This window comes from Dermacoccus sp. PE3 (assembly GCF_001021715.1).
GTDB lineage: Bacteria > Actinomycetota > Actinomycetes > Actinomycetales > Dermatophilaceae > Dermacoccus > Dermacoccus abyssi.
In genome coordinates this window covers 329168-343392 of the sequence record NZ_LDCM01000002.1, presented here as the reverse complement: position 1 = coordinate 343392, position 14225 = coordinate 329168, and the positions used below count along the sequence as shown (strand labels likewise).

The window sequence follows — 14225 nt, the reverse complement described above, 5'->3', positions numbered from 1 at the left end:
GACTTCATTCAACCACCGTGGCCTGCGACGGACGTGTGAGTCCAGCGGCCTCCTCGATTGCTCGATCGCCACAGCTCGCCGTCGGTACGTGAGAGGGCGAGGAACTCCTGGCCGAGGGTGCGCACATCATCCATGCCACCGGTGGGCGCGTCGTCGCCACCGCTCGGTTCGCTCCAGCTGCGGCCGCCGTCGGAGGAGACGCGCAGCGGGTTGTCGTCGGAGGTGCGCGTTGTGGCGTCGGCGGCGGTGCGCGGGCCGCCGGAAGCCGCGACGATGTGTTCGCCGTCGGACGTGGCCAGCGAGATGCCGCCCTGGGTGGGCAGCGACAGGTTGCCGGTGCCGAGGAGTTGCCAGGTGCCGCCGTCGTCGGTGCTCGTGACGGTGGTGAAGCTCGTCGTCTTGGCGGAGACGGCTTCATCGCAGACGGCGACAAGACGGTTGGTGCCGTTGCCCGCGATGGCGCTGAACGGCTTTCCGCTGCAGGCCGATCCGGGGTTGAGGGGTGCGAGGCTGTCGCCGGCCAGACGCCAGGCACCGGGGGCGTCCCCGCTGCCGGGTTCGTTGCCGGCGAGGACGATGAGGCTGTCACCACCGACGACGAGGTCCGCGGCGTCGATCTGGCTCGTGGGCGTCGCGGCGGCGATCGTCTGGGCCAACCGCGGGGTGTCTCCGCCGCCGAGGCGAAAAATCTCCAGACGCCCCGAGCAGGTGCCCTGGATGCAGCCCGACGCCGTGAGCGCGAGGGTTTGTTTGTCGTGGACGACGACGTCGAGGACGGTGCTGCCGGGGTGGTCGACGTGGGTGAAGGTGCGGCCGCCGTCGCGCGTGACCCACAGGTCGCCGCCGTAAATGTAGCCCGTGGTCGGCGAGGTGAAGAGCACTTCGCTCAGGGCACCGGCGGGCTGGACGCGCGGCTGCGTGGCCCCGGTCGCCGCGGACGTGTCAGCGGAGCTGAACGTGTGCATCTGCGTCCACGTCTTGCCGTCGTCGGTGGAGCGCACGAGGGCGGGGCACGGCGTGCCGGCGCAGTCGCCCTCCCCGAGGCCGAAGAGGGTGTCGTCGCCTGCGTTGCTGACGGACCAGAGAACGAACTTCTCATCGACGGCCGAGATCGTCTGTTCGCCTTCGACGTCCGCGGCGCCGCCAGGCATCGGGGGTTGAGCCTGTTGCGCGTCGGCGACGGTCTCCCCCTGGGTGACGCCGGTGGGTGCGAAGGGGTCGCGAACGATGGTCCACGCGCCGATGAGGCAGAGCCCGATGGCGCCGAAGGCTGCCAATTGGGCGATCCACGAACGTTGCGGTGCGAGACCACGCAACCAGCGGGGCGCGCGGCGTTCACGCGCGGGGGTGCGCGGGGCCTGCTCGCTCGGCGGTGTCACGGGGAAAGGGTATCGAGCCACGCGCCGTCACCGACGCCGCCTCTCCTCTACCGAACTCGCTCGACGGACGACGCCGCGGCCCGCTCGAGGTCGGCTCCGGTGTTGGCGAGCGCCTCATCGAGGTCGGTGTAGCCGGTGTGGATCGGCTCGACGGCGACGATCGTGTCGTCGATGAGGGCGCGCCCCTCCGGGCGGACCTCTCCCCCGAGCATGACGACGGGCACGCCGTGACGGCGGGCGATTTCGGCGACGCCCCAGGGCGTCTTGCCGAAGCGGGTCTGCCCGTCGATGCGGCCTTCGCCGGTGAGCACGAGGTCAGCGTCTCGCACGGCCTCCTCAAGCCCCACGGCCTCGGCGACGACATCAAGACCCGGCCGGAGCGTCGCACCCGTGAGAGCGAGGAACGCAGCGCCGAGTCCCCCGGCAGCGCCCGCCCCGGGCAGGTCGCGGACCTCACGGCCCGTCGCCGTCTCGAGAACGTCGGCCCATCCTGCGAGCACCTTCTCGATGACGGGCACCCGCGCGGGCGTCACGCCCTTCTGCGGCCCGAAGACGGCGGTGGCGCCGTCGGGCCCGAGCAGCGGGTTCGTCACGTCACTGGCCAGGATCACCTCGACACCCGCAAGCCGCGGGTCGAGCTCCGACAGGTCGAGCGAGGCCACGTTGTTCATGCCCTCGGGCGTCGGAGTGACCGGCCTGCGGTTGGAGTCGAGCAATCGCCCACCGAGAGCGGAGATCATGCCCGCGCCACCGTCGTTCGTTGCCGATCCTCCGAGACCGATGACGACCCGGCGCGGGTCGAGATCGAGCGCGGCCGAGACGAGGTGCCCGACACCAGAGCTGCAGGAGCGGTACGGGTCGCGCAGTTCCAACTCGATGTGATGCAGCCCGGCCCCCTGCGCGACGTCAACGACGGCGAGGCGTTCCGAAGCGACCCACCCGAGCTCAGCTGTGCGAGGACGTCCGAGCGCGTCTGTGATGTCCACGGCGATCAGCTGACCGCCCATCGCCGCCATGAGGGTTTCGGTCGTGCCTTCTCCCCCGTCGGCCACCGGCAATTCGACGACGTCCGCCGACGGAAGGACGCCGCGCACTCCCCGAGCCAGCGCTGCGGCGGCGTCCACCGCCGAGAGCGCTTCCTTGTAGGAGTCGGGGGCACAGACGACCTTCATGGGGCTGACCTCGTTCTCATTCGCCTCGCGGGGCGACGATCATCGGGATGGGCAGGTGGGCGAGCATCCGGCTCGCCACTGTACCGATGAAGGTCTGCTTGCCCTGCGCCAGGCGGGACGAACCGATGATGAGCGCGCTGTCGGGCTTCCACTCTGTGTTCGCGATGGCCTCCTTGAGGTTCTTGCCCTGCCCGACCTGAGTCGTCACCTCGTCCACGTCGACCTCCTCGGCGGCACGCTCGAGCGCCGCACGCACGCTTTCGACGCGTTCGTCGGGGACGTCGACGTCCGTACCGAGCTCGAGCAACGAGACGAGGCGCAGCGGAAGGCTGACGCGCTCGACGCCGCGGATGGCTTCCTTGAGAATCCGGCCGGCGCCTGCGCGGGGCCCGACCGCAGCGACGAGTTCGGTCAGCACGGCGGGAGCTTCCTTGCGGTAGCCGCGCGGAGCCATCGCGACCGGCACCGGCGAGGCGTGCAGGAGCGCGGTGACGATGGTGTTCGTCGACAGCGCCCGGGTGCCAGTGCCCGCGCCGATGACGATGAGGTCGGCGTCGATCTCCTTCGCGGCGTCGAGCACGCCCTCGGCCACGGAACCGCTGCGGCGAACGTGGAGGACGACGTTGTCCAGGTCCGTCAGCGCGTCGAGGTGCTTCTGCACGCCCTCACTGGCCTGACGGACGACCTCCTCGGTGAAGCTGACGTCGCCGAAGGTGTGGGCGCCGAACGTCTCCTCGCGCACGACGTAGACGACGGCGAGCTCGGCCCGGAAGGTGCGAGCGAGCGTCGCGCCGAGGGCGAGCGCGTCCTTGGAGCGGGCGTCGCCGCCCCACGCGACGAGGTATCGGACGGTCGAGTCGCTCATCGCGTTTCACCTTCACCTGTTGCATGGGTCTGCCTTGTCGACACACCGCTGAGACCGCCGTCGGTGACGAGGTCGCCTTCCTGCGTGATGGTCACGTCGCCAGCGATGACGCCGTACTGGGTGCCCTCGGCAACCCAGCGCTGCAGGTCTTCGAACGAGCCGGTGCGCAGCGTCCGCCCCCGGAAGAACGTCGCGTCCCGCGACCACTGCAGGGCCATGAGCGCGAAGCCACACAGGAGCGAGACAACACCGACCACGGCCACGGCGCCGAAGCCCCAAATGGTCACGTTCTTGCCGTTGTCGTCGAGCAGGTAGTCGGGTTCGGCGTACGACTTCACGGCGTAGGCGAACATGAGGAAGAGGAACGCCCCGCCGAGGCACGGGATGAGGCCGCGGTTGACGAAGTGGCGCGCCGAAGTGCGCAGCGAGTGCCGGTAGAACCAGACGCACGCGAAGCCGGTGATGCCGTAGTAGAAGGCGATCTGCAACCCGATCGCACCGATGAGCGCACCGAGGATGTTCGTGCTGATGAGCGTCATGAGCAGGTAGAAACCTGCCGAGACGATGCCCATCCCGAGCGTCGACCACGTCGGCGTCTGGTAACGCGGGTGGACGGTGGAGAACTTGGCCGGCAGCGCGCGGAACACGCCCATCGAGAGGGCGGTGCGCGCCGTCGGGAGGATCGTCGTCTGCGTCGAGGCGGCCGACGAGGTGAGAATCGAGATGGCCAGGAGCGCCAGCCCGGCGTGGCCGAGGAATGTGTCGCCGAAGAGCGCCGGCCCGATGGCGGTGAACACGTCGTCGGCGTTGGATTCGTTGCCGAGCCCGATGCCCGTGTCCCCTGTTCCGGCGAACGCGACGGTGGCGATGGAGACGAAGACGTAGATGACGAGGAGCAGCAGCGTCGAGATGACGGCGGCGCGGCCCGGCGTGCGGCTGGGGTCGTCGGCTTCCTCGTTCGTCGAGACGGCCGAGTCCCAGCCCCAGTAGATGAACACGGCGAGCAGCACCGTCGAGGAGAGCACCGACATCGAGAGTCCACTCGGCCACAGCCACGACAACGACGGCTTCGCCGAGCCGGCCGGGGTGCTGCCGGAGTAGACCTTCCACAGCGCCACCCCGACGACCATGATGAGCGTGAGCACCTCGATCGTCAGCAGCGCGTACTGCAGGCGGGCGGAGACTTCGATGCCGCGGAACGAGATCCACGTCATGACACCGATCCACAGCAGGCCGGCGGCGGTGGACCAGAACGTGCTCGTGTCGAGGCTGTTGTGCAGGCCGAGTTCGTTCGCGAGGGTGAACGAGTAGGCGCCGGTGATCTGGGCGAGGTTCGCCATGACGATGATGTCCGCGATGACGATGCCCCAGCCGCCCATCCAGCCGGCCACGGGGCCGAAGGCGCGGGTCACCCAGGTGAAGGTGGTGCCGCAGTCGGGTTCGGCCTCGTTGAGCTCTCGGTAGGCCACCGCGATGAAGTACATCGGCAGGAAGGCCAGCAGCATGATGGCGGGCGCCTTGAAGCCCGCGCCACCCGCGACGACGAAGCCGAGCGTTGCGGCGAGTGAGTACGCGGGTGCCGTCGAGGCCACGCCGACGACGACACTGCCGGTGAGACCCAGGGCGCCCGCGCGAAGCCCCTTGCCCTCGGTGACAACAGTCGCGCCCGATCCTGCGTCGCTCATCTCACTGCTCCTGCATGCCCCAGGGGGAACCGAAACCCTCGGGCTTCGGCGCCTTGAGCAGGTCGAGGAACGTTACGGCGTCGAACGCCTCGGGGCCGAGGACGCCGGCGCCGGACCACGCACCGATGGCAAGGAGTTCGAGAGCGACGACTGGGTTGATCGCCGTCTGCCAGACGACGCACTGGGAGTCGTACTCCTTCATCGTCTGCTCGTTGTCGACGACGTGGTAGAGGTACGTCGAGCGCGGCTCGCCGTCCGTGCCGGTGCCGGTGACCCACAGGCCGGCACAGATCTTGCCCTTCATGCGCGGCTCGATGGTGCCGGGTCGGGCAGAGCTGCTGCGACGACGTCGCGCGGCGAGATCTGCTGGCCCTTGACGGTGATGAGTTCCGTTGAGTCGAGGCCGAGGGTGTGGAGCACCTTGAGGATGCCGATGAACTCCTTGCCGAGGCCGTACTTGAAGGTGACGCGCTTGGCGTCGACCCAGCGCGGCATGAGAAGCACTTCCTCGTGCTCGACGTTGACGCACTCCACCTCGCCGATGCCCTCGGGAAAGTCGAAGATTTTCGGCTCGCTGAACGGCGGGGTGGTGAACCAGCCGCGGTCCTTCTCCCAGACGACGGGCGGGTTGAGGCATTCCTCCATCGTCGTCCACATGGAGAAGGACGGCGCGAAGATCTCGTTGCCGTCGCCGTCGGTGACGACGAAGTTGGCGCCATCGCGGGTGCCGAGTTCGTCGATCTCGGAGAAGAGGTGGTCGGCGGCGTACCGGGCGAAGACGTCCGAGAGGCCGGGCTCGACACCGATTCCGACGAGCGCGAGGCGTCCGGCCTTCTCCCACGCGTCGGCCTTGGCGAACTGCTCGTCGCCGAGCTTGACGCCGACGTTCGCGTACGGCTCGCTCTCGTGCGGCTTCGAGAGGGACATCGCCATGTCGAGGTAGTCGGCGCCCGCGGCGAAGGCGCCGTCGAAGATGGGCATGACGAAGACGGGGTCGACGGCGTTGAACATGTGCGTGATGGCGTGCTCGCGGCAGAGCGCCTTGACGCCCTCGGCGCTCGAGGCGTCGATCTGAGCGGAGGTGACGCGGGCCGCGCCGTTACGACGCTCGGACGCAGCGCGGGCGCCCGCTTCGGCGCGCTCGGCCGAGTAGTCGGCGACGACGAGCGCCTCGAAGAAGTCACGTTCGACGAGGAGTTTCGCGGCGGCCGAGCCGACGCCGCCGGCGCCGATGAGCAGGATGCGCATAGTCGTGTGGTCCGTTCATGAAGTCGGGCGGTTCGGGACGTGCTGACTGCGGTGTGATCTCAGGTCAGCCGTACCGGGCCGTCGACTCGTGCGTGTGCCCGGATCGCCCCTACGGATCCGCCGGCATCGCCGCGTTGCGCGCGCCTCCACCAGACGTGCTCGTGAGACGCAGATCACTATGAGCGCGAGCATAGGCCTCGCCTCTGACAACCGCTAGCGATGCGTCAGCCCGTGGATGGCGGGGCGGCGGGAAGGCCCAACCGTCACCAACTACGAAGAGAAGACGAGCGCCCAGCCGTACCCTGAGCCCATGCGGCCCGGCCTTTACGAAAGCTCATCACTGCCCGCCCTGTCGCTACTGGTCGACGTCGAAGTGCTCGCTGAGCCGTTGCAGGGTGAACTCCTGACGGAGTTTGCACGCGCTGTTCTGGTTCGCGAACATCCCCTTCTCCCACACAGCGTCCGTGACCGAGCGCGTATCGAGCCACTCCACAGGCACCACCCACTCAGCATCATCGTCAGTGTTTGAGCCTGCGTGCCAGTACGAACCCATCAACGGCTGTTCGTGCAACGGAACGTCTCGTCCGTCGGTCGCGAGAACCGTGTCTTCGAAGCGCTGGGCGGGCCCGGTCGTGACGCCCACGCCGACGTACCCAGTTCCGGGGACGTTCACCCAAACGCGGGCTTCCTCCGGCAGCGCCCGAATCGTCCGGCTGTAGAACTTTCCACCGCCCGCCGACAAGAATCCATAGCGCCGTGCGTCTTCCCAGTTGCGATCACCGCCAAAAGAGACGTACCAGTCCCGCCCGTTCCACAGTGGCTTCTTCCTCCCCCGAGTACCCGACCCTCCCTCTTCCGAGGTCACGAGCCACGACCTCGCCAGGTAGCGCCTGTCGTCGTCTTCGAGATAAGTGAAGAACACAGCATTGATGGGCATGCCAAAGGTCCGCAGGTAGGAGACGATCCGCTCAGAACTGGGGTCCAGCGCCGAGGCCACGACCGTGAGCCGAAGCTCACTTCCAAACTCGTCCGGCGGCGCCTGACCGAAGGCACCCTCGAAGGCTGCCTCGAAGGGTTGACCTAAGTGTCGGCCAGCGAGGTCCAGGACGTCCTCGCTCGACAGTTCCGAAACCCAAGATCCATAGTCGAGAATCTGGGCCACGACCTCGCGGGGCGTTCGATCGCGCTTCAGCTCCAGGACGTGAAGGTTCGCATCCGCGTCGACAGCAAGCAGATCGAGCCGCCCTCCGAATGCGGTCACTACCTCGCTGCCGATCACGAGAAGGGGTTCCCCGAGCAAAGAGGGATCTCTCTTGAGGTAATCGTGGAACTCACGCTCGGAAGGCATGACGCCGCCCCTGAGCGGACGCAGACCCTCGGATTCCATGCGCCACATTTTCATCTCTACAGGCACGTGCTCACCTCAATCATGACAAGTCCAACCCCGCCTCTTCTTCGGTTCGGTCTACGCATACCCTCGGACCATCGTCATGGCGCGCTAGCGTCATGGTCCCAGCGTTCCGGGCTGCCTCGGGCTGCCTCTGCAGCTCCCTGCTCTCGGGCGCGCACGAGCACCTTCCGCGTCAACCGATGGTGATGCGCTCGCCCGCTCAGTGCGGTGTTGCCGGCCCGCATCCTGCCCACCACAAGTCTGTAGGCGAGATCACGGATTGGGCCGTCGACAGCTACTGCTGCCTCGATGTCCGCCATCGTCGTCTCCAGTGCGAGAACCGTGCCCACTGACGAATACTGCATAGGAAACACCGACCCGGCGCTCCGCGCCAACCTGATCTGTCAGGAACTGCCACTCGGCGTCGTTCTCGGGGAGCGCTAGGTTCAGCACGGCGAGGTAGTCACGCTCCCCACTTTGTAGAACGAACTCGTGGACACGCAGGATCTCCAAACCGAGCCGGCGTTCGGTGCGCGTGCGTCCGGTGCTTGGCAGGAGGCTCAGAGTCCAGAGCGTGCCAGCGGTCTCCGTCGGAGCCGGAAAGATGTTCGCAACAACGGTGGCGAGAAGGCTGACGACGGTTGGAAACCACTCCGCCTTGCTGGCCTCTGCATAGGCAGCACGGTGAGTTGGTCCTCCTGGTCGTGACCGAGCGGGTGGCTCTTCCACATGGATATCGGGTCTGTCCCAGGGCAAGGCGATGATGTGGCCCTCGACCACGACGGTCTCGATCGCTCTCCCCAGCGGTCGCCGGGCCAGCAGCTTATTCGTGAGCGACCAACCCTGCGCCTCGAGATGCTGAACCATCTCGGCTTCCACGAGGACGTAAATCCCAGACCTGGCGCCCGTGTAGCGGACCAAGCGTGCCCACGATCCCTCGTCGCACACATCGAACGTGGTGAATTTAAGCCCCTCCCACGTCATGAGCTTGTTCCGCTCGCCTCAGACCCGCTTACACTCATTCGGCGGCCGGCGGAGCAGGCGTCGAATGCTGTGCCCTCGCGGGCAACGCGAGCAAGTCCTCACTGTTGACGACAGGCACCTCGCTCTGCGGCAGGTTCATCCGGCTCTGGAGCAACCGCGCAAAGGCGAGTGCCTTCTCACGGCCTTCGCTGTCTCGAGCCCATCCGCCGAACTCAAATGAGTAATCACTGTCTTTCGTGACGATGTCCACACGTGGTGCGCGTCGAGGGTCCGCATCCCTGACTCGGACGAATCGAATGTCGTCGAGGCGCAGATGACGATCGACCGCTCCGTACGACTCGACTTCCTTGCGGTCCAACACGTAGAGGAAGTCGTCTGTCATCGCGAGCCAGCGCTTGCGTCCGATTTCCCCGATCCCCCGCTCCCCGAGGTCTGTCACTTCTGCAACCGCGAGCAAGCGCTCGCCGTTGTTCACCACGCGCCAGGGAAGCACCTGCAGGATGGCTGCCGGCGCATCTTCGGGTGCCGCAGTCAGTTGCGGAACATCGTGCGCCTGCACGGGGTCGAGCCCCATGATCTCGCCGAACCGGTTCAGCTGTTCCGCCACCCGAGCGCTCTTGAGTGCCGCCGGGTGCGCCTTCGTCCGGTCACCTACGAAGCCGAACCGGCGAGAGCGCACAGCTGCGGCCACGTTCATCTCGGTACGCAAGGCCTCCATGAGCTCGGCCGTCTCGGTCGTGGGGTCGACGGTCGCCCGCGAGTCGGCCAGTAGTTTCTCGCATCGCCCGGCTTCGATCGGATCGTCGGCCGCGTGTAACGAAGCGTTGGCCGCTCCCATGAGGTCCAGCATCCTCAGCGAATACGTCGCCAGCATGAGCGCCTGGGCATCCTGGACGAGCGCGTCACCCTTATCCGTGAGCAGTTCAAACCGCTCCTGTTGCGTCTTCGTCTTGCCGAGCGCTTCCTTGTGACGCTTGAGCGCCTCGTGAGACGTTCCCAACTGTTGCTCGAGATCTCGGCGAACGCCGACGATCGCGCTCCAGTCACGGTCCGTGACGGCACCTACGTGACGGGCCGTGGCCAACGTATGGGCAATGGTGCGGTAGTTGGCATGAGCGGTTATCCACTGCTGGTGCTTGAGCTCGTCGTAGATGCTCTGAGTAAGTGCAATGTTCTGTTGGACCGCTCCCTCGATCTTGTCGAGGCGGGCCTGCACGGCCACCAGTGCAGCAGCCTGGCCGACGCCGGGGACCACTGTTGCAGCCTTTGCGGCGCCCCCAGCGTCGGTGAAACGCACGATGTGAGCAGTCTTGCCGTTCTTCATGAGGACGCCGAGGTTCTTCCCACCGCTCTTCATGTAGGTGGCGCCCTTCTCCATCGCCTTCAGGGTTTCGGGGTCAAGGCGAACCAGACCTTTGGTGTCGACCCGGCCGGCCGCGATCTGGGCAGCAAGATTCAACCAGCCTGCTTGTCCGGCGACACCTTGGACAAAGCTCTTCTGCTGCTCGCGGTCCAGGAACTCGATGGGGAGAATGTCGAGGCCCTCCGGCACGCTGTCGCTGACGAGCACAGCCACACCCGGCTCAACCTCAATGAGGGCGGAGCTCTCCTCGTCAGCTACGCCGTCCGTCTGCGCAGAATCGTTGTCGTTCACGGTGTCTTTCCTTTGTCCGTGCGGCGGTCTCAGTCGGCGATCAGCTCTTGAAGCTGGTCAGCGCCGAGCTGGCTCGAGGCTGCAGCGCGGTCGCCGTCGAACTGCACTCCTTCTTCCTGCAGCATGAGCTTCGGGTCTCGGGCATCCTCCGGGTCGTCCCAGGCGAACCCACCTGCGACAGTTCCTCCGGTACTGAGGACACGATGCGGGTTAGCGCACTGCTGGCACTTGGCCATGTGTTGACCCAGCGGTTGAGCGGACGTACCGACCGTCTCGGCGAGGGCACCGTAGGTGGTCCAGCGACCTGCCGGAAGGTTCTCCAGGATCTGGTGCAGCGTGGACCAGTCGAAGCCTGCCCTTTTCTGGTCGCCCACAAATTCGAGCCGGACGTCGCGAAGCGCTCGGCCATCGGGCATCTGCCAGAATCGCCACCCATTGGTCGACTTACCGGTCAGGTGCTTGGCTGCCCCCGAAGGAGTCTCGAAGGACTGGTCTCCCACGACGAGGTACCCGTCAGCCCGAACCACGGCCTCGCCTTCAACTCCGGCCCGCGCGTGGAGGACCTGCCCCTCGGCGAGCCATCCCGCCCGAACCATGTGCGCCACGCCGATGTCGTACACCGATGCCATCGATTCAACCCGCAGCTCGCCCGTGTGCCCCTCCGGAACGGGCCAGACGCTCAACAGGGTCTCGGTCATCGTGCGGGTTCGCTCGTCGATGGTCGCCTCCGACCACTCCGGATAGTCCTTGAGCAATCGACTGTTGAGGAGGAGCGTGTCGTTCTCAGCCAACTTTCCACGCTTGGTCTCCCAGTTGCCGTTGGAGACCCTGGAGTTGAGGCTTTGCGTCAGCAGCGTCAGGTTCCCGAGGCGGTGCACGTGCGCGCTTCGCTCCTCTGCGGCCTCTTCACCGTCAACCGGCCAACTCGTCTCCCATTTCTGTGGCAGCACGTGTTCGATGGGGTACCCGCGCCGCGGCGTCTGTGGCTGATTCGTTGTGACACGAAGCGAGTCTTCGACCGCCTCCAGGAGCATCCTCAGGCGTCCTCGACGGTAGCTTCGATAGACCGCGTCCGACGCGAGGCTGTCACGAATCTCGGCATCGCCGGGCCAGTAGGTGCTCGGCGAGTCGAGGCGTGACAAGTAACCGGCGAGCCGTTCCGGCACGTCATCCGGGTCAGCGTTGCGATTGGACTTGATGAAATCCGCAACGACACGTGACAAATTCGAACTTGGCAGGCGACACAGCATGAAGCGTCCCGGGTGTGATGCCGCTTCCTTTCGAGTTCGAGAGGATGTTGTTCATGCCGAAGAAGTTCGATCCCGAGGTGAAGGACCGCGCGGTGCGGATGGTCCTGGACCGCGTCGAGGAAGCCGGGTCCGTCACCAAGGCCGTCGCGTTGGTGTCACCGAAGGTCGACGTGGGCCGTGAAACCTTGCGCCGCTGGGTCTCGCAACACCGCGTCGACGCCGGCCTGAAGGACGGGCCGACCAGCGACGACCTGGCCGAGCTGCGTCGTCTGCGCAGCGAGGTCAAGCGGTTGCGCGAGGACAACGAGCTCCTACGCAGGGCCTCGATTTTCTTCGCGGGGGAGCTCGACCCCCGCAACCGATGATCATGGGTTTCATCGATCAGATGCGCGCCGAGGGGCACGCGGTCGAGTCGGTCTGCAGGGTGCTCCGCCAGGAGGGCTGCCAGATCGCCGCACGCACCTACCGGGCCTGGCGCCACCGCAGCGCATCGGCCCGTGACACGTCCGACGCGGTCCTGCTCAACGTCCTGCACGACCTCGTCGGTACCCCGGAAGGGCTGTACGGGCGTCGCAAGATGACCGCCTGGCTACGTAGGCAAGGTCACCAGGTCGGCGCCGGTCGCGTGGATCGGCTCATGGGCGTCGCGGGGATGAACGGGGTACGCCGCGGCCGTCCGGTACGCACCACGATCCCGGCCAAGGACGGGCATCGGGCTGGTGACCTGCTCAACCGGGACTTCACCGCGGCAGCGCCGAACACGAAGTGGGTCGCGGACTTCACCTACGTACGCACGTGGGCGGGTTTCGTGTACGTCGCGTTCGTCCTGGACTGCTACTCCCAGAAGGTCGTGGCCTGGCACGCCGCGACGAGCAAGACGACACCGCTGGTCCTGACACCGCTGCGGATCGCGCTGTGGGAACGCGACCGAGCCGGGCACCCCGTCCAACCCGGCGAGCTGATCGCACATAGCGATGCCGGGTCGCAGTACACCAGCCTGCGCTTCGCCGAGCACCTGGCCGCCGAGGGCATCGCCGCATCGATCGGCACCGTCGCGGACGCGTACGACAACGCACTCATGGAGTGCGTCATCGGCCTGTACAAGACCGAGTGCATCACCACCACGATCTTCCACGACAGCCCGTACAAGACCATCGCCGACGTCGAGTACGCCACCGCCGGATGGGTCGAGTGGTACAACAACCGAAGGCTCCACTCGTCTCTGGCCATGACCACCCCGGCCGAGTACGAGACCGCCTACTACGCCAACCTCAACCGAGAGTTGGCACCCGCATAGGAGCGGCACGAAACCCGGGACGCTTCAGCATGCGCCGGACGATCCAACTCTCCGCAGACGCGACACTCTTGGTGATGGACTCCTGGGACATCTTCGACTCGGGCCGGTACAGCCACAGCAGGAGTGGCTTAAGCACTTCGGTCTCCGCGGCATGCATGCGGTAGACGTTCATCTCGGTCGGCGCCAATGTCCGGTCAGGGCTGGCGGCCGCGTCCGTCCACTCCTTGTACTGCGCGGCCTGCCCTGCGATCGCAGGGAGCATCTCACCCATCGTCGGAGCGCCTGGCGCCTCAAACAATCGCTTGAAGCTGGAAAAGGTGCCCTTCGACCCCACTTCCTCGCCGGTCTGCGCGGTGAGCCACTGAGCGAAGAAGAGCGAGCTCCGCTGAACGTTCTGACGACCGACGCTCACCTCGGCCTCCCAGAAGGGAGCCTCGAAGGGCCAGTACTCCTTATAGGCGCTCTCTGTGTTAGCCCCTTCCTCTTCGAGGCACATGAAGACGTAGTTCTTGATGAGGTCTGCCGCAGTCAGGGGTGTTCCGCGGGCGTTCAGGGTCTCGAAGATCTCCTGCGCGTTCTCCTGCGCCGTCAGGTTGATGACAACGAACTGCAACTGCCCCCTGAGCACTTCGACCAGCGACTCCGCGCGGGCCACAAAGTCGGGCTCCTCAATGTCTCCGAGCCACTCGTTCACGACCTTGCTGAAGTAGGCGTGCGCGACGGCCAATCGCGAGCCCGCATGTTGGAGCGACGCATGATCCACCGGGGGCTCGGCATCCATGACTTCGACGAAGGCCTCGCGATCGCGGTTGCGGTGATACAACTTGAGACGATCCTGGCCTGGATCAACGGCGTCAGCGGCGTTGTGGGTGAGTGCTTCCAAGCGCATGCTCAGCTCGACCTGGTCGAGGCTCCTCAGTGCACCGGCTGCAGCGTCCATGAGGATCTGAAGCGTGGTGAGGCGCTGCTGACCGTCGATGACACTTGAGAGCGGCAGGCTGCCCTGCGGCACCACCTGAGCTTGCAGGACGATCGCGCCGAGGAAGTGCTTCGGTGGTTCCTGGGACTCTTCGCGCGGCCACTCAGCAACCCTTCTAATGTCCAGCCAAAATGGAGCCCACTGCTCGGTCTCCTCCCACACGTAGGGGCGCTGGAAGGGCGGCACGACCAACTGTTGAGGGATCCGGAAGATCTGCCACGGGGTGCGAACGTGCGTTTCCATTCGGCCAGGGTACGTGGTGAGTGATGCAGCCCACAGGGCCCTGCTGAAAGCAGGAACCGCCTGCCACTGACCCACGGCT

At 66.3% G+C, this 14225-nt stretch carries 10 protein-coding genes, 1 pseudogene and 1 other annotated feature; of the genes and pseudogenes, 1 reads left to right on the top strand and 10 read right to left on the bottom strand.

Annotated elements, in window-relative coordinates; all coding sequences use genetic code 11:
• Nucleotides 1–8 precede the first annotated feature (8 nt).
• The 9 genes and pseudogenes from AA983_RS06995 to AA983_RS06955 form a co-directional block, all read right to left on the bottom strand.
• A complete protein-coding gene (locus AA983_RS06995) occupies nt 9–1379 on the bottom strand; it encodes a hypothetical protein (RefSeq protein ID WP_047311507.1) in 1371 nt (456 codons plus the stop codon).
• A gap of 47 nt (nt 1380–1426) precedes the next feature.
• Nucleotides 1427–2551 carry a glycerate kinase gene (locus tag AA983_RS06990; RefSeq protein ID WP_047311506.1) on the bottom strand — a complete coding sequence of 375 codons (1125 nt, stop codon included), beginning with the start codon at nt 2549–2551 and terminating at the stop codon, nt 1427–1429.
• Between the two features lie 16 nt (nt 2552–2567).
• Entirely contained in the window at nt 2568–3416 is an 849-nt protein-coding gene (locus tag AA983_RS06985; RefSeq protein WP_047311505.1) for a universal stress protein, read from the bottom strand.
• The gene (locus AA983_RS06980) at nt 3413–5101 is read right to left on the bottom strand and encodes an APC family permease (protein ID WP_082128778.1); all 1689 of its coding nucleotides are present in this window, start codon (nt 5099–5101) and stop codon (nt 3413–3415) included. Before AA983_RS06980 ends, AA983_RS06985 begins: the two co-directional genes overlap by 4 nt.
• A 1-nt stretch (nt 5102) precedes the next feature.
• Nucleotides 5103–6349 (bottom strand): annotated as a pseudogene (locus AA983_RS06975) (saccharopine dehydrogenase family protein).
• A 355-nt stretch (nt 6350–6704) separates the two neighbouring features.
• Nucleotides 6705–7736: a hypothetical protein gene (locus AA983_RS06970; protein ID WP_231579554.1), complete on the bottom strand. Its 1032-nt coding sequence runs from the start codon at nt 7734–7736 to the stop codon at nt 6705–6707.
• A gap of 276 nt (nt 7737–8012) precedes the next feature.
• Complete coding sequence (locus AA983_RS06965; protein WP_047311503.1) at nt 8013–8723, bottom strand: hypothetical protein; 711 nt, start codon at nt 8721–8723, stop codon at nt 8013–8015.
• A gap of 34 nt (nt 8724–8757) precedes the next feature.
• Nucleotides 8758–10377: a hypothetical protein gene (locus AA983_RS06960; RefSeq protein WP_047311502.1), complete on the bottom strand. Its 1620-nt coding sequence runs from the start codon at nt 10375–10377 to the stop codon at nt 8758–8760.
• Between the two features lie 29 nt (nt 10378–10406).
• A complete protein-coding gene (locus tag AA983_RS06955) occupies nt 10407–11627 on the bottom strand; it encodes a DUF1524 domain-containing protein (RefSeq protein WP_082128777.1) in 1221 nt (406 codons plus the stop codon).
• Between the two features lie 53 nt (nt 11628–11680).
• On the opposite strand from AA983_RS06955, the gene AA983_RS06945 reads away from it, so the two are divergent.
• Nucleotides 11681–12924 (top strand): IS3 family transposase gene (locus AA983_RS06945; RefSeq protein ID WP_156170275.1). Its coding sequence is split into 2 segments (ribosomal slippage): nt 11681–11954 and nt 11954–12924, totalling 1245 coding nucleotides; the frame shifts between segments, so codons are not numbered across the junction.
• Nucleotides 11950–12084, top strand: a sequence feature (AL1L pseudoknot). Its footprint overlaps the gene before it by 135 nt.
• Here the strand turns inward: AA983_RS06945 and AA983_RS06940 are convergent.
• Nucleotides 12899–14221 carry a DUF262 domain-containing protein gene (locus tag AA983_RS06940; protein ID WP_156170272.1) on the bottom strand — a complete coding sequence of 441 codons (1323 nt, stop codon included), beginning with the start codon at nt 14219–14221 and terminating at the stop codon, nt 12899–12901. The genes AA983_RS06945 and AA983_RS06940 overlap by 26 nt on opposite strands.
• Nucleotides 14222–14225 lie beyond the last annotated feature (4 nt).

What these genes read in the sequence shown, in the direction of transcription:
- AA983_RS06985 (WP_047311505.1), bottom strand. Translation starts at nt 3,416, where the DNA reads ATGAGCGACTCGACCGTCCGATACCTCGTCGCGTGGGGCGGCGACGCC.
- AA983_RS06990 (WP_047311506.1), bottom strand. Translation starts at nt 2,551, where the DNA reads ATGAAGGTCGTCTGTGCCCCCGACTCCTACAAGGAAGCGCTCTCGGCG.
- AA983_RS06955 (WP_082128777.1), bottom strand. Translation starts at nt 11,627, where the DNA reads ATGCTGTGTCGCCTGCCAAGTTCGAATTTGTCACGTGTCGTTGCGGAT.
- AA983_RS06970 (WP_231579554.1), bottom strand. Translation starts at nt 7,736, where the DNA reads ATGGAATCCGAGGGTCTGCGTCCGCTCAGGGGCGGCGTCATGCCTTCC.
- AA983_RS06980 (WP_082128778.1), bottom strand. Translation starts at nt 5,101, where the DNA reads ATGAGCGACGCAGGATCGGGCGCGACTGTTGTCACCGAGGGCAAGGGG.
- AA983_RS06965 (WP_047311503.1), bottom strand. Translation starts at nt 8,723, where the DNA reads ATGACGTGGGAGGGGCTTAAATTCACCACGTTCGATGTGTGCGACGAG.